Raw genomic sequence first — 14,911 nt, forward strand, 5'->3', positions numbered from 1 at the left:
TATTAGGCACGCCGCCAGCGTTCATCCTGAGCCAGGATCAAACTCTCCAATAAAGTTAGTTTGTCTAGCATCTAAAATAAAAATTGACGTTTCACGTTGTTTGTTTCGTTTAGTTTTCAAAGTTCAACATCGCGTTTCAGCGACTTTTATAATTTAACACTTCTCGTTAAATCTGTCAACAGCTTTTTTCTTTCGTTGCTGACGACGCTTATTAATTTACCATATTAATCATTTAATAGTCAACACTTTTTAAAAAAATGCCAAAATAATTTTATCTTGGCATGATATAAAGCTTAATAATCACTAATGCTGCCACACCCGGTAAGCCTAACAAACTCGTTATTGCTGCTGTCCCCATGTTAATCGGGATATGAAAATCAAAATATGTCCCTACAACATTTACGATAAAAAGCAATGCTATTCCTAAAGTAACATGAAAAATCACCTTACCTATAAAACGTAACGGCTTAGAGGCAACACCAAAAACAAGAAAAATAAATACTAAAGTAAGAATGCCAACAATAATAATTGTAGAATTCATTTTTTCCTCCTTATGAATGACCTATACATCTATTTGTATGGGACAAGACAATAAAAAAGAACAGTTATCATATGCAGCATCTCTTTTATATAAACTAAATAAAACAATACCTCAGCATTTAAAAAACAAAATAAAAAGGCCTGCTTAGAAAGCAGAACCTTTTACCATTGTTCCATTTTTACAGGACGACGCTTTGCTTCTTTCAACAAAAAGAAATATTTCGCCTCTGCTATTTTCAAAGAACAAATGACATCTTGAGACGGTTCTACACTTTGTTCGACCATTCTCTTCTGACGTAACCACTCATTCTTCACTTTTTCCAAAAGTACAATTAACTTATCGTCATACTCTTTACGCAATTTACCCTTTTTTTGAAAGAACATTTTCGTTTCTCCTCTTATACTTCTCTGCGACCTTCTAACGCTTTGGATAATGTCACTTCATCTGCATATTCTAAATCTCCACCAACTGGCAGACCATGTGCAATACGAGTTACTTTAATGCCTGTAGGTTTTAAGAGGCGGGAGATATACATCGCTGTAGCTTCCCCTTCAATATTAGGGTTTGTTGCTAATATCACTTCTTGTACCGTTTCATCATGTAGTCGCTTTAAGAGTTGCGGGATATTAATGTCTTCCGGTCCAATTCCCTCCATAGGAGAAATCGCACCACGTAACACATGATATACACCTTGGTACTCTTTCATTTTTTCCATCGCGATTACATCTTTCGGTTCTTGTACGACACAAACAACTGATTGATCTCGATGTGAATCATTACAAATATAACAAGGATCACGATCAGTAATATGTCCGCATACAGAACAGTACGCTAAATCTCGCTTCGCATTTACAAGTGCTTTCGCGAAACCTAACACATCATCTTCTTTCATATCTAATACGAAAAATGCCAATCGAACCGCTGTTTTCGGTCCGATACCTGGCAACTTCATAAAACTATCGATTAGTTTTGATATTGGTTCTGGATAATGCATGTATCAATATCCTCCTAGAACATTCCACCTGGTAAGTTTAAGCCTTTTGTAAATTTACCCATTGTAGAGTTTGAAAGCTCATCAGCCTTTTTAAGTGCATCATTTGTTGCAGCTAATACTAAGTCTTGTAGCATTTCGATATCTTCTGGATCTACAACTTCTTCTTTAATCTTCACCTCAAGAATTTGCTTGTGACCATTTGCGATAACTGTAATCATTCCGCCGCCAGCTGTACCTTCAACTGTTTTTTCACCAAGCTCTTCTTGTGCTTTCGCCATGTCCTTTTGCATCTTTTGCATTTGTTTCATCATGTTATTCATATTTCCCATTCCGCCACGCATCATAATTAATTCCTCCTAATTATTATTACTCTTTTATTTCAATGAGTTCTTGCCCTACTAATTTCACTGCCTCTTCTATAAGAGGATCTCCCTTTTTCTCTGGGCTTTCTTCAGACTCTCCACCTTCACGTTGTAAAAAGTCTTCACGGATTTTACCCCATTCACTTTTTGGAATGGCAATCATATTTAACCTTTTACTTAGCAATTCAAATAAAGCTTGTTCTACTGTATCCATAGCTTCTCGATTTTCGCTCGCCATCTTACAGTGAATCTCATATTGAAATGCTAAAACGTAAGTGTCATCTGAAGCTGCCACTGGTTCGCTATTTTCTAGTAAAACAGCAAACGCTACTTTGTTATATGATTTGAGTCTTCCTAACAACTCACCCCATACAGCTTTTAATTGTTCTAAATCTTGACGCTTCGCTTGTTTTAATACTTCATTTACACGTCCGACAGGAATCTTCATACTTCCTGTTCTTACCGGTCTTGGTGTTGCACGTGTCTCTCTTACTTCCTGTTTTACACCAGCTGGCACACCGTTCTTTTTAACTTGCTCTAACTCTTTCTCCAGTTGCTGCATCCTGTTCATAATTGCTTGCAAACGATCTGTACCATTTGCTTGCATCATAAACTGTTGACACAATTGCACCATAACAACTTCTAAGAAAATACGCGGATGATTTGTCCACTTCATTTCCTGTTGTCCCTTACTAAGGGTATGAATAATCTCATAGATCACTTCCGGTTGCATTTCTTCACTCAACTTACGGAATTGATCATCTACAATTACTCGTTCCAACATATGTTCTAGTTGCGGTGAAGTCTGATATAAAAGCATATCACGATAATAGTAAATGAAATCCTCCATAAAACGAACTGGATCCTTCCCTTTACTCATCATTTCATCTATGATTTGCAATGCTCTTGATACATCATTTTCACGTATGCATTCTACTAAATTGCCTAAGTATTGCTGAGAAACAGATCCTGTTACGGCCAATACATCTTCTGTCGTAACGGTCTCATCACTATAAGATATAGCCTGATCAATAAGACTAAGTGCGTCACGCATACCACCTTCAGCAGCACGCGCAACAATTTGTAATGCCTCATCTTCCACTTGCGTACCTTCATTTGTCACGACCGTTGATAATCTCTCAACAATATCATTCACTGATATTTTTCGGAATTCAAAACGCTGACAACGTGAAATAATTGTAGGCGGGATCTTATGAGGTTCTGTTGTCGCCAAAATAAAGATAACATGTCCTGGCGGCTCTTCTAAGGTTTTTAAAAGCGCATTGAATGCACCCATAGAAAGCATGTGAACTTCATCAATAATGTATACTTTATATTCTACAGCACTTGGAGCATATTTTACTTTATCTCTAATATCTCGAATTTCATCTACACCGTTATTTGAAGCCGCATCAATTTCTAATACATCTGAAATGGATCCTTGTGTAATTCCTAAACAAGAAGGACATTCATTACAAGGTTCAGCTACCGGAGCATGTTCACAGTTAATTACTTTTGCAAATACTTTTGCAATTGTCGTTTTTCCTGTTCCCCTCGGGCCAGAAAATAAATAAGCATGTGAAACTTTCTCTTGAAGAAGGGCATTTTGCAACGTTTTTGTCACGTGCTTTTGACCGACTACATCTTCGAACTTTTGCGGTCTCCATGTTCGGTATAACGCTTGGTATGACACGAAAATACGGCCTCCCTCAAAGGTTATTATCTCATTTATTATAACCCATTCTGTTTATAGATTCCAAAAGTTATTTTCTATACAAAAAACTCACCTTTGTATTAAGGTGAGTTTTGTATACATATATAACTGCCGTGCACCCTCCGTCGATTACGTACCATAAGCGTTACTCAAGCAGTTAGCTCGGTTCAGGCACTCCTGCGGCACACGAGAAGACCCGCTTATTGCTGCTTCCTTCCGGACCTGACAAGGTTCACGGGGTCCCGTTGCGCAGGACCCAAACGTCAACACCACTTACTTAAGGCAGACCTTACAGCAACATAACCTCGAGAGGGGATTCGGCCTCGCTAGAGCGGATTGCGAGTATAGGGCACCGCTACCTCCCCGCTTAGCACGGCAAAGTTAAAACCAATATTCGGTTGCCTTCATTAAAGGCATTATCAGTATAACTTGTTTCTTTATAAAATGCAAATACGTTAGTTCCCAGTATTCTTCTCTAATTTTTTTATTGCTTTTCTTTTTTTACGAAGCTCTCTAAAAAAGCTTGTTAACAACGTACCGCATTCTTCCTCTAGTACACCAGATACTACTTCACATTGATGATTGAAGCGTTCATCCGTTAAAAGATTCATCAATGTCCCTGCACATCCGCCCTTCGGATCACTTGCACCATATACAACTCGCTTCACTCGTGATAAAACAATTCCACCTGCACACATTGGACAAGGTTCTAATGTTACATACAATGTTGCATCTTCTAAACGCCATGTCCCTAATTTTTTACACGCCTCATCTATCGCTAGCAACTCAGCATGAGCTATTGATCTCTGCTCAGTTTCCCTTAAATTATGGGCAACACTAATTACCTCACCATCTAACACCATAACTGCTCCAATTGGTACTTCCTGTATTTCCTCTGCCTTTTTAGCTTCTTCTATCGCTAATTGCATAAAATAAATATCTTGATCTTGTTCCATAACATAGTCCTTTCATTACAAATAAAGTACACTTATTTCCATTTACTACACAGGGGATAACTTTTACAAATTCAATCCACCCTAAAAGAAAAAAGAGAGGGGATTACATATGAAAAATACCGCCTTGCTCATTATCGATATGATTAATGACTTTCAATTTTCCCACGGACCCATTCTAGCTAAAAAATGTGAAATTATAACAAACCCTATTTTACAATTAAAGAAAAAAATGAAATCCTTCGGCTGTCCTATAATTTACGTTAATGACCATTATCAACTGTGGAGATCTGATATCGACCAACTTATTACTCATTGTACAAATGAATATAGCGAAAACATAATCCATAAGATTGCTCCAAGTTCTGATGATTACATTTTTATTAAACCACATTATTCCGCTTTTTATGAAACACCTTTAAATTCATTACTAGGTTATTTAAAAATAGAAAATCTAATATTAACAGGGGTTGCCGGAAATATATGTATTCTATTTACAGCTAATGATGCTCATATGAGAAATTATACATTGTATGTACCAGAGGATTGTATCGCCTCTAACAACGACCAAGATAATATACATGCTTTAAAAATAATGGAAACTACATTGAAAGCAACTATAACATCATCAACCAAAATAAAATTTAATTAATACATATATCTATTTTCTAACTTTTTATATCAAATTAACCCGCTCGCTTCCCTCTTGTGCTACAATAATTCTGTTTTGTGTTTTTAGTAGTCACGGTAAATCACTGATTGAAAGGAGGAAACAGCGTGACCGGAGTACCATTTATCACGGTTGAAGGACCAATTGGTGTTGGAAAAACTTCACTTGCGAAGGAAATTTCAACTCACATGCAACTCCACTTACTAAAAGAGATTGTTGATGAAAATCCCTTTTTAGGAAAGTTCTATGAAGACATCGACGAATGGAGTTTTCAAACAGAGATGTTCTTTCTTTGTAATAGATACAAACAATTAGAAGACATTAACATAAAGTATTTGAATCAAAGGAAACCAGTAGTAGCGGATTACCATATCTTTAAAAATTTAATTTTTGCATCCCGCACATTAAAAGACTCCCAATATGACAAATACATGCAAATTTATCGTATCCTTACACAAGATATGCCTGTGCCAAATGTCATTGTTTATTTAACAGCTAGCCTAGAAACATTGCAAAAACGAATCGCCATGCGCGGAAGAGAATTTGAAAAAAACATGGATCCAAATTACTTACTACAGCTCACAAAAGATTATGAAACAGCAATGGATGCTTTTAAAAAAGATCATCCGGAAATACCAGTATTGAAATTTAATGGAGACGATATGGATTTTGTAAAAAATCCTGATGATTTAAACGTCATCCTATCTGCCCTTCAAAATACTCTCTTAAAGGAGTCGAAATAATAATGAATTTAAGGCAAAAATATGATATACCCAATGACGCAGTAATCACTATCGCCGGAACGGTAGGTGTGGGTAAATCAACTATGACAACTGCATTAGCTAATGCTTTAGGTTATCGCACATCATTTGAAAAAGTAGATTCCAATCCATATTTGGACAAGTTCTATGCGGACTTCACTCGCTGGAGCTTCCACCTACAAGTGTACTTTTTAGCAGAACGATTTAAGGAACAAAAAAGAATTTTTGAATATGGTGGCGGTTTTGTTCAAGATCGTTCCATTTACGAAGACACTGGAATTTTCGCAAAGATGCATCATGAAAAAGGAACAATGACGGAAACTGATTATGAAACATACAAAGGTTTATTTGACGCTATGGTCATGACTCCTTACTTCCCTCATCCAGACTTATTAATTTACTTAGAAGGTTCTTTCGATGATATTGTCGATCGTATTCAAGAACGCGGGCGCCCAATGGAACAGCAAACACCAATTGAGTACTGGAAAGAAATGCATGGACGTTATGAAAACTGGATTAACAACTTTAATTCATGCCCTGTATTACGCTTAAATATTAATGAGTACGATATTTTAAAAGATGGTGATTCAATCGAACCAATCATTAAAAAAATTGGCCATTTTTTAAAACAAACACGTAAACTTGTAAAATAAAAAACCCGTGCATATGCACGGGTTTTCCTATTAAATTACTTCTTCTTTGTTGGAGCAATAATTTCACTCTCAGGTTTTCCTGCGTTAATGCGCTGACGAACAGTACTTGTACTAATATCGTATGCTTCAGCAATCTCTTTAACAGTCATTTCTTTCCCGTTAATTACTGCCGTTAATACTTTACCTGTACGTTTTGGAGCCGCCGCTTTCTTTACAGCTGCTTTTTTAACTTGTTTTGGCGCCTCTACTTTACTCGTAGCTTGTTTTACATCACAAGTACAACCACAAAGTTTACGGAATGTATCATCACTAATAATGCGTGATACGTTTGCACCACTGTTTAAAATTCTATTGTTCTTACAGACAGGACATTGTACATAATATAAAGTTTTTCCATCTAAAGGAAACGTTTGTATAATAAGATCCATGTTGACTCCTTTCATATCTATGAAGATAATCATCGGAATATGAGTGTGTAATAAGGACAAAATTACCTTACACCATACTTTATGATTGGTTTTAAAATAAAAACTCGTTACGTGTTGGTAACGAGTTCTCCAATCTCCACTTATATGCGCTGTTGTCAATTATATCTGGAGGAGGTAGAGGGATTCGAACCCCCGCGCGACTCTCGCCGCCTGTCGGTTTTCAAGACCGATCCCTTCAGCCAGACTTGGGTATACCTCCATATTGACATCAAATATAATATCAAAAGAAAAACAGTTAGTCAACCCTACTAAAATAAATTATGAGGAAAGGAAAATTTTACTTTCCCCTTCCTACATTACAGTACTGACAACGCTCATAATTACCAATCACTCATACCGATGAATGTTTAAATTTACTTAATAACTGTTTTTCCTCCCATATAAGGGCGAAGAACTTCTGGAATTATAATTGTACCATCTTCTTGTTGGTAGTTCTCTAAAATAGCTGCAACCGTACGTCCGATTGCAAGACCAGATCCATTTAATGTATGAACATGTTCTGGTTTTCCATTTGGCTCACGGCGGAAACGGATATTTGCACGTCTCGCTTGGAAAGCTTCAAAATTACTACAAGAAGAAATTTCACGATATGTGCCATAGCTTGGAATCCATACTTCAATATCGTATTTCTTCGCTGCTGTAAATCCTAAATCGCCTGTGCACATGCTCATAACGCGATATGGCAACTCTAATAATTGTAACACGCGTTCTGCATCATTTGTTAATTTTTCTAATTCTTCATAAGAATCTTCTGGTTTTACGAACTTCACAAGCTCTACTTTATTGAACTGATGCTGGCGAATTAAACCACGTGTATCACGACCAGCTGAACCTGCTTCAGAACGGAAGCAAGAGCTAAATGCAGCATATCTTATAGGCAATTGCTCTTTATTTAAAATCTCATCACGATGCATATTCGTTACAGGTACTTCAGCTGTTGGAATTAAGAAGTAATCTTCACTTTCAATACGGAATGCATCTTCTTCAAACTTTGGAAGTTGTCCTGTTCCCGTCATACTTGCACGGTTTACCATATATGGAGGTAATACTTCTTCATATCCATGCTCATCAGTATGAAGATCAAGCATAAAGCTAATTAAAGCACGCTCTAATCTTGCACCAGCACCTTTGTAAAATACGAAGCGGCTTCCTGTTACTTTCCCAGCGCGTTCAAAATCTAAAATTCCTAAATCAGTAGCAAGATCCCAATGTGGTTTTGGCTCAAAAGTAAATTCTTTCACTTCTCCCCAAGTACGTGCTACTACATTATCATCCTCTGTTTCACCAACTGGAGCAGATTCATGAGGGATATTTGGAATAGATAACATTAATCTTTCTAAGTCTTCTTCAACTGTACGAAGTTCGTTATCAAGATCCTTTACTTTTTCTCCAACCTCACGCATTTCTAAAATTAGAGCCTCTGCATCTTTCTTTTCGCGCTTTAATACAGAAATTTGTTGAGATACTTCGTTACGTTTACTTTTTAATTCTTCTGTCTGAACAAGTAGTTCTCTTCTTCTCGTATCAAGTTCTTCAAAACGGCCGAAATCAGTTAAATCTTCGCCTCTATGCTGTAATTTCGCTTTTACTTCTTCAAAGTTTGTACGTAAAAATTTAATATCAAGCATTATATACTCCTCCTTTTATTTTATAAAACACAAAAAACTCCCGTCCCTATATAAAGGGACGGGAGTTAACCCGCGTTGCCACCCTAGTTGAAAGCATTACCGCTTTCCTCTCAAGTAGAAATAACGGCTCTTCACCGGGAATGCTTACTAATCCAAAAGATATTCCACATTCCATTCCAGGATGGATTCGCAAACTGTTTCTATCGATTTCCACCAACCATCGACTCTCTATAAGAAACGACATTTGTTACTATTTCCTATCAACACGCTTATTTTATAAAATTGTTACCATCAATTTACTATAATCTTATACAAGTTGCAAGTTACTTATACAACTTTTTTCATTTTCGCTTCTTTTACCATTTCAACAAAGTATGCTGTCACACGATGATCATCTGTTAATTCCGGATGGAATGAAGCAGCTAAAAACTGATCTTGTCTTACCGCTACCATTCGGTCACCATGCTTAGAAAGCACTTCAACATTATCAGCTACTTCTACAACATACGGCGCACGGATAAATACACCAATGAAGTCTTCACCCACGCCTTCAATTGAAAGCGCAGCTTCAAAACTATCCTTTTGGCGTCCGAACGCATTGCGCTCAACTGTAATATCCATAGCACCAATATGTGCTTCTTCATAGCCAATAAGTGTTTTCGCAAGAAGAATCATCCCTGCACATGTACCAAACATTGGTTTACCAGACTTTGCAAATGTACGAAGTGGTTCCATGAAAGCATACTTATCAATAAGACGGCGCATTGTTGTACTTTCACCGCCTGGTAAAATAAGACCATCAATCTCTTCAAGTTGCTCTATACGCTTTACAACAACAGCTTCTGCACCACTTGCTTCAACTGATTTTACATGCTCACGAACTGCACCTTGAAGACCTAGTACACCGATTTTCACCATTTTAAAGTTCTCCTTTAATTACCATCCACGCTCTTGCATGCGTTGTTCTGGTAATAACGTTGAAATTTCGACACCCTTCATTGCATTACCTAATCCTTTAGAAAGGCTTGCAATTAGTTCGTAATCTTCATAATGAGTCGTTGCTTCAACGATTGCACGTGCAAATTTCTCTGGGTTTTCTGATTTGAAGATACCAGATCCAACAAATACCCCATCAGCACCAAGTTGCATCATTAATGCTGCATCTGCTGGTGTTGCTACACCACCTGCCGCAAAGTTTACAACTGGTAAGCGACCAAGACGTTTAATTTCAAGTAATACTTCGTAAGGAGCGCCAGTATTTTTTGCATATGTCATTAACTCATCTTCACGTAGACTCGCAACTTGACGGATTTCTGCATTGACTTGGCGCATATGACGCACTGCCTCTACAATGTTTCCTGTTCCTGGTTCACCTTTTGTACGAAGCATAGATGCACCTTCTGCAATACGACGTGCAGCTTCTCCGATATCACGGCAACCACATACAAATGGAACTGTGTAATCACGTTTATTTAAATGGTATACTTCATCAGCAGGAGTTAATACTTCACTCTCATCGATATAGTCTACCCCTAATGATTCTAATACACGTGCTTCTACAAGGTGACCGATACGGCATTTTGCCATAACCGGAATTGACACCGCACCCATAACTTCTTCAACAATTGTTGGGTCTGCCATACGAGAAACGCCACCTGCTGCACGAATATCTGCTGGTACACGCTCTAATGCCATAACGGCAACTGCGCCTGCCTCTTCTGCAATTTTTGCTTGTTCAGCGTTAACTACGTCCATAATAACGCCGCCTTTTTGCATTTCTGCCATTCCACGTTTTACACGTTCTGTCCCTGTTACATTTGTCATGTACAAAAACCCCCCTAGGTGAATTGCTTTCCCCCGTTAAAGGCGAAAATTAAGAATACTCTTACATTCTACCACTAACTATCAGATGCTTGTCTACTACTTTTTCATAAAGTCGGTATGAAAAATAGGAATAAAAAAAAGCTCCTATCATGAGGAGCTTTTAAAACCAACCTTTTACTGTATCAACAGCACTATTCCACATGCCACTAAAGAATGAACCAATTCCGCGCATAGCACGAGTAAACCAGTTTGCTTCTTCTACTTCAGATGTTGTTACAAGATCCACTTGCAGTGACTTACCAGTTAAAAATCCAGGGTCGTTTGTATCTTTTGGCGTAATTACCATTTGACCAAGCGCAGCTCCCTTTTTAATAGGTGCTTCTTGTCCCTTGCTTGATTCTTTTAATTCCGTTTTATAAACATCTTTACTTCCTTTTGGCACTGGAAGTGAAATAGCTTGTTTCGTTTGAACTGCTACATCTTTATCTTTCGCATTTTCTACTCGTACTGTTTCTTGTCCTTTTACTGAAGAACCTTTTTTATACATTTGTTTTACTTCAAAGTTAGCAAATCCATAATCATATAGCTTCTTTGTTTCATCAAAACGTGCTGTATGAGAACTTGTTTTAATAACTACAGAAATAAAACGCATTCCGTTTCTTTCAACCGTACCAGTGAAGCAATCTCCTGCCTCTGGAGTTGAGCCTGTTTTTAGGCCGTCTACGCCAGCATATTCTTTAACTAAGCCCTTTAACATCCAGTTCCAGTTCGACATTGCAAACTTCTCTTTTTCTGGACGGAATTCTTTTTTAGGGATTTTTGCTGTATCTAACACTTTTGGATAATCTTTAATTAAATGTTGTGCTAAAGTTGCAACATCCTTTGCAGACATTTTATTTTCTTCATCCGCTGTTGTTCCTTCAGGATGCATTCCCTTTAAATCTTTATTCGTTAAACCTGTAGAATTGACAAATTTATAATTTTTCAACCCTAGTTCTTTCGATTTATCATTCATCATTTTTACGAAGTCTACTTCTTTACCTGCAATTGCTTCTGCTAATGCAATTGTTGCACCATTTGCAGAAAAGATTGCCATTGCCTCGTATAACTCTTTTACTGTATAAGAGCCACCATTTTCTAATGCAACATTTGATAATGAAGCATCTTGTGAAACCTTATATGCATATTCAGAAACCTTAATTTTCTGGTCCCACTTAAGTTTTCCTTTATCCACTGCTTCGTGAACTAAATATTCACTCATCATCTTTGTCATACTAGCAATGGATAATAATTCATCTGCATTCTTTTGATATAAAATTTTCCCAGAATTCGCTTCTACTAAAATTGCCGCACCTGCTTCAATGTTTAAAGCGGCTCCTGTTTCAGCTGATGCATTGCTATATGGCATAAAAATGCTACAAGCTAGTGTAAGCACTGTTACCAAAGCAATGAATCTTTTGCAAAACATACCTTTCACTTTTGCTACCCCCAATATCTATGTACTCACATAACCGTTATTCTAACATAATCAAAAAAAAATAGACAGAGATATCAAATCTCTGTCTATTTGTATATAAGACATTATAATGAGTAGTTTGGAGCCTCTTTTGTAATTTGTACGTGATGAGGATGACTTTCACGTAAGCCAGCACCTGACATACGAATGAATTGTGCGTTTTCGCGTAAGAATTCTAAATCCTGTGCTCCGCAATATCCCATACCTGCACGTAAGCCACCAACTAATTGGTGAACTGTATCTGCTAAAGGTCCTTTATATGGTACTCGTCCTTCAATACCTTCTGGGACAAGTTTTTTATTGCCTTCTTGGAAGTAACGATCTTTACTTCCTTTTTCCATCGCACCGACAGAACCCATACCACGATACACTTTAAATTGACGACCTTGGTAAATTTCAGTTTCTCCAGGGCTTTCTGCAACACCTGCAAACATGCTACCTAGCATAACAACATGTGCTCCTGCCGCTAAGGCTTTCACCATATCACCAGAGTACTTAATACCGCCATCAGCAATAACTGGAATGCCGTGTTTACGAGCTTCTGTTGCACAATCATAAACCGCAGTTAATTGTGGTACACCAACACCGGCTACAACGCGTGTTGTACAAATAGAACCAGGTCCAATACCAACTTTAACTACGTTTGCACCAGCTTCAATTAGTGCTTTCGTTGCTTCAGCAGTAGCAACATTTCCAGCGATAATATTTAGTGATGGATATTTAGCACGAACTTCTTTTACCTTATCAATAACACCTTTAGAATGCCCATGTGCTGTATCAAGTACAATTGCATCTACACTAGCTTTTACCAATGCATCGATGCGAAGCATAGCATCCGCTGTTACACCAACTGCTGCTCCAACTAATAAGCGTCCTTGCTTATCTTTAGCAGAGTTTGGGAATTCAATTACTTTTTCAATATCTTTTATTGTAATAAGCCCTTGTAATACACCGTTATTATCAACAAGAGGGAGTTTTTCAATTTTATACTTTTGTAGGATCTTTTCAGCTTCTTCCAGTGTAGTACCAACTGGAGCTGTAATTAATTGTTCTTTTGTCATTACGTCAGAAATTTTGATTGAGTAGTCTTGGATGAAGCGCATATCACGGTTTGTAATAATACCAACTAATTTTCGCTCATCTAAATTATTTACAACCGGTACACCTGAGATACGATATTTTCCCATAAGATGTTCTGCATCATATACTTGATGTTCTGGAGTTAAGAAGAAAGGATCTGAAATAACGCCGCTTTCAGAGCGCTTTACTTTATCAACTTGCTCTGCTTGTTGCTCAATAGACATATTCTTATGAATAATTCCTAAACCACCCTGGCGAGCCATTGCAATAGCCATGTCAGCTTCTGTTACTGTATCCATTCCTGCACTAATTAACGGGATGTTTAGCTGTAAGCTTTCAGATAAAACTGTTTTAACACTTACTTCTCTTGGTAATATATCTGACCTAGCTGGTACAAGTAATACATCATCAAAAGTCAAACCTTCTTTAACAAATTTAGATTCCCACATAATTGTTCCCCCTATGATACCAGAAATTATTATTAGTAGCTTATCAATTGGTTAAAATACTGTCAAGGACGTATATATATGTTAGAATTTTTAGATAATAAAAGGAGCGTAATATATGCATCAAACATCTTGTACTTGGCAGCAGTTAAGTTTCTTTTTTTCATCTCAAAACGTACAACGTTATCTTGCCCGTTGTTACGAAAAATCCTCTATTCAGGATGCCGAAAAAAAAAGTTTTGAAAATTGTTATCCCTTTATTTATTACTTAGAACACGGAAAAAATTATTATGAATTATATAAGACAGCTCCATTTTCCATTCAACCAATGTTGTTATTTTATGGAATTAGTCAACTTTTTAAAGCATGCCTACTAACTATTGACCCTAACTATCCTGAATCCACTACTGTTTTAGCTCATGGCGTTACAACTCGCAAACGAAAAAAACAAGGGTATCAATTTTTAGAAGATGAGGTGAAGGTACAAAAAAACGGATTATTTACTCATGTTGCAGAACAACTGTTTCACATGAAACACTTAGAAGCAGAAAAATTTAACATGTTAGAATTAATGGGAAATATTCCAGAATTACAAAATTTATTTCGTTATAGTCAAAAAGGATCAACTTTATATAAAATCGATTCAACAATTAAAAATGAGCTCTCCTTTTCAGTCAACCTACTAGATCGATTACATATGACTAAAGAGAGATTTTCTCGTTACATTGAAACATCTTGTAAGCATTTATCAATACAGCACGTACCTGAGAAGACTAATCAATCGAATTTACTTTTTACAGCGCCCATTCAATCATGGAATCCTATGTATAGTACTCCTTTATACTATGAACATCTTACTAATACTTATTATTTGCCACTTACGACTGATCCTAGAAATCCTAAGCCAATATTACCTGAACTCCTCATTCATTATTTATTGCTCTATAATTTAAGCATGATTTCTAGGTATGAAACAGATTGGTGGTATGACTTACTTGGCAGTTATAGTTCTGAAGATTATCCATTTATTTATCAATTTCTAAGTATTTCTGCTCAAAAAATCCCTTACTATATTTCAAATTTTTTATTAATGGAACCAAATCTATTTCATGGGAAATAAAAAAACACAAGTCAAATGACTTGTGTTTTTAGTTGCTTGGCGACGTCCTACTCTCACAGGGACAAGGTCCCAACTACCATCGGCGCTAGAGAGCTTAACTTCCGTGTTCGGTATGGGAACGGGTGTGACCTCTCTGCCATCATCACCAAACTATGAAGGCA

Annotated in this window: 16 protein-coding genes, 1 tRNA gene, 1 rRNA gene, 1 other RNA gene and 1 other annotated feature; of the genes, 4 read left to right on the forward strand and 15 right to left on the reverse strand. The window is 37.0% G+C overall.

All coding sequences use genetic code 11. The annotated features are described in order from the left end of the window. Positions 1-271 precede the first annotated feature (271 nt). From AU379_RS17170 to tadA, 7 genes are all read right to left on the reverse strand, one after another. Positions 272-541 carry a pro-sigmaK processing inhibitor BofA family protein gene (locus AU379_RS17170; protein WP_001089273.1) on the reverse strand — a complete coding sequence of 90 codons (270 nt, stop codon included), beginning with the start codon at positions 539-541 and terminating at the stop codon, positions 272-274. Between the two features lie 161 nt (positions 542-702). Continuing rightward, positions 703-924, reverse strand: a complete 222-nt coding sequence (locus tag AU379_RS17175; protein WP_000466019.1) for a YaaL family protein — start codon at positions 922-924, stop codon at positions 703-705. 14 nt (positions 925-938) lie between these two features. Next, the gene (gene recR, locus AU379_RS17180; protein WP_000559169.1) at positions 939-1,535 is read right to left on the reverse strand and encodes a recombination protein RecR; all 597 of its coding nucleotides are present in this window, start codon (positions 1,533-1,535) and stop codon (positions 939-941) included. A gap of 14 nt (positions 1,536-1,549) precedes the next feature. After that, on the reverse strand, positions 1,550-1,876 hold the full coding sequence (locus tag AU379_RS17185) for a YbaB/EbfC family nucleoid-associated protein (RefSeq protein ID WP_014894853.1): 327 nt from the start codon (positions 1,874-1,876) through the stop codon (positions 1,550-1,552). Between the two features lie 25 nt (positions 1,877-1,901). Beyond that, complete coding sequence (gene dnaX / locus AU379_RS17190; protein WP_061139560.1) at positions 1,902-3,590, reverse strand: DNA polymerase III subunit gamma/tau; 1,689 nt, start codon at positions 3,588-3,590, stop codon at positions 1,902-1,904. Positions 3,591-3,722: 132 nt separating this feature from the next. Then, positions 3,723-3,987, reverse strand: an RNA gene (gene ffs / locus AU379_RS17195) — signal recognition particle sRNA large type. A 79-nt stretch (positions 3,988-4,066) separates the two neighbouring features. Then, entirely contained in the window at positions 4,067-4,567 is a 501-nt protein-coding gene (gene tadA / locus AU379_RS17200) for a tRNA adenosine(34) deaminase TadA (RefSeq protein WP_044585058.1), read from the reverse strand. Between the two features lie 109 nt (positions 4,568-4,676). On the opposite strand from tadA, the gene AU379_RS17205 reads away from it, so the two are divergent. The 3 genes from AU379_RS17205 (at position 4,677) to AU379_RS17215 (ending at position 6,648) form a co-directional block, all read left to right on the forward strand. Next, the gene (locus tag AU379_RS17205; RefSeq protein WP_000798712.1) at positions 4,677-5,216 is read left to right on the forward strand and encodes an isochorismatase family cysteine hydrolase; all 540 of its coding nucleotides are present in this window, start codon (positions 4,677-4,679) and stop codon (positions 5,214-5,216) included. Positions 5,217-5,341: 125 nt separating this feature from the next. Then, positions 5,342-5,977, forward strand: coding sequence for a deoxynucleoside kinase (locus AU379_RS17210; RefSeq protein ID WP_000148218.1), 636 nt, complete (start codon positions 5,342-5,344; stop codon positions 5,975-5,977). Between the two features lie 2 nt (positions 5,978-5,979). Continuing rightward, positions 5,980-6,648 carry a deoxynucleoside kinase gene (locus AU379_RS17215; RefSeq protein WP_001053585.1) on the forward strand — a complete coding sequence of 223 codons (669 nt, stop codon included), beginning with the start codon at positions 5,980-5,982 and terminating at the stop codon, positions 6,646-6,648. A gap of 35 nt (positions 6,649-6,683) precedes the next feature. Here AU379_RS17215 and AU379_RS17220 read toward each other — a convergent pair whose 3' ends face one another. The 7 genes from AU379_RS17220 to guaB form a co-directional block, all read right to left on the reverse strand. Beyond that, a complete protein-coding gene (locus AU379_RS17220) occupies positions 6,684-7,076 on the reverse strand; it encodes a DUF3797 domain-containing protein (protein ID WP_000364196.1) in 393 nt (130 codons plus the stop codon). Positions 7,077-7,242: 166 nt separating this feature from the next. Beyond that, a tRNA-Ser gene (locus AU379_RS17225) sits at positions 7,243-7,335 on the reverse strand. A 154-nt stretch (positions 7,336-7,489) separates the two neighbouring features. Beyond that, positions 7,490-8,764: a serine--tRNA ligase gene (gene serS / locus AU379_RS17230; protein WP_000884186.1), complete on the reverse strand. Its 1,275-nt coding sequence runs from the start codon at positions 8,762-8,764 to the stop codon at positions 7,490-7,492. Positions 8,765-8,815: 51 nt separating this feature from the next. Beyond that, positions 8,816-9,037 (reverse strand) — a binding site (T-box leader). 54 nt (positions 9,038-9,091) lie between these two features. Continuing rightward, positions 9,092-9,682 carry a pyridoxal 5'-phosphate synthase glutaminase subunit PdxT gene (gene pdxT, locus AU379_RS17235; RefSeq protein WP_000238783.1) on the reverse strand — a complete coding sequence of 197 codons (591 nt, stop codon included), beginning with the start codon at positions 9,680-9,682 and terminating at the stop codon, positions 9,092-9,094. 18 nt (positions 9,683-9,700) lie between these two features. Beyond that, positions 9,701-10,588, reverse strand: coding sequence for a pyridoxal 5'-phosphate synthase lyase subunit PdxS (pdxS, locus tag AU379_RS17240; protein WP_000186165.1), 888 nt, complete (start codon positions 10,586-10,588; stop codon positions 9,701-9,703). 160 nt (positions 10,589-10,748) lie between these two features. Then, on the reverse strand, positions 10,749-12,056 hold the full coding sequence (gene dacA, locus AU379_RS17245; protein WP_133300938.1) for a D-alanyl-D-alanine carboxypeptidase DacA: 1,308 nt from the start codon (positions 12,054-12,056) through the stop codon (positions 10,749-10,751). Between the two features lie 113 nt (positions 12,057-12,169). Continuing rightward, a complete protein-coding gene (gene guaB / locus AU379_RS17250; protein ID WP_000264088.1) occupies positions 12,170-13,633 on the reverse strand; it encodes an IMP dehydrogenase in 1,464 nt (487 codons plus the stop codon). A 115-nt stretch (positions 13,634-13,748) separates the two neighbouring features. Between guaB and AU379_RS17255 the strand changes: the two genes are divergently transcribed. Next, a complete protein-coding gene (locus tag AU379_RS17255; protein ID WP_000554291.1) occupies positions 13,749-14,750 on the forward strand; it encodes a YaaC family protein in 1,002 nt (333 codons plus the stop codon). Positions 14,751-14,784: 34 nt separating this feature from the next. On the opposite strand, the gene rrf is transcribed toward AU379_RS17255, so the two are convergent. Beyond that, positions 14,785-14,900: ribosomal RNA gene (gene rrf, locus AU379_RS17260) — 5S ribosomal RNA — on the reverse strand. Positions 14,901-14,911 lie beyond the last annotated feature (11 nt).

The organism is Bacillus sp. JH7 (assembly GCF_001563515.1).
Classification (GTDB): Bacteria; Bacillota; Bacilli; order Bacillales; family Bacillaceae_G; genus Bacillus_A; species Bacillus_A cereus.

Bases quoted from the DNA above. Each gene is read 5' to 3' on its own strand.
- AU379_RS17205 (WP_000798712.1), top strand. From the start codon at position 4,677: ATGAAAAATACCGCCTTGCTCATTATCGATATGATTAATGACTTTCAA.
- AU379_RS17215 (WP_001053585.1), top strand. From the start codon at position 5,980: ATGAATTTAAGGCAAAAATATGATATACCCAATGACGCAGTAATCACT.
- AU379_RS17170 (WP_001089273.1), bottom strand. From the start codon at position 541: ATGAATTCTACAATTATTATTGTTGGCATTCTTACTTTAGTATTTATT.
- AU379_RS17175 (WP_000466019.1), bottom strand. From the start codon at position 924: ATGTTCTTTCAAAAAAAGGGTAAATTGCGTAAAGAGTATGACGATAAG.
- AU379_RS17185 (WP_014894853.1), bottom strand. From the start codon at position 1,876: ATGCGTGGCGGAATGGGAAATATGAATAACATGATGAAACAAATGCAA.
- AU379_RS17220 (WP_000364196.1), bottom strand. From the start codon at position 7,076: ATGGATCTTATTATACAAACGTTTCCTTTAGATGGAAAAACTTTATAT.
- tadA (WP_044585058.1), bottom strand. From the start codon at position 4,567: ATGGAACAAGATCAAGATATTTATTTTATGCAATTAGCGATAGAAGAA.
- recR (WP_000559169.1), bottom strand. From the start codon at position 1,535: ATGCATTATCCAGAACCAATATCAAAACTAATCGATAGTTTTATGAAG.
- guaB (WP_000264088.1), bottom strand. From the start codon at position 13,633: ATGTGGGAATCTAAATTTGTTAAAGAAGGTTTGACTTTTGATGATGTA.
- serS (WP_000884186.1), bottom strand. From the start codon at position 8,764: ATGCTTGATATTAAATTTTTACGTACAAACTTTGAAGAAGTAAAAGCG.
- pdxT (WP_000238783.1), bottom strand. From the start codon at position 9,682: ATGGTGAAAATCGGTGTACTAGGTCTTCAAGGTGCAGTTCGTGAGCAT.
- AU379_RS17255 (WP_000554291.1), top strand. From the start codon at position 13,749: ATGCATCAAACATCTTGTACTTGGCAGCAGTTAAGTTTCTTTTTTTCA.
- dacA (WP_133300938.1), bottom strand. From the start codon at position 12,056: ATGTTTTGCAAAAGATTCATTGCTTTGGTAACAGTGCTTACACTAGCT.
- pdxS (WP_000186165.1), bottom strand. From the start codon at position 10,588: ATGACAAATGTAACAGGGACAGAACGTGTAAAACGTGGAATGGCAGAA.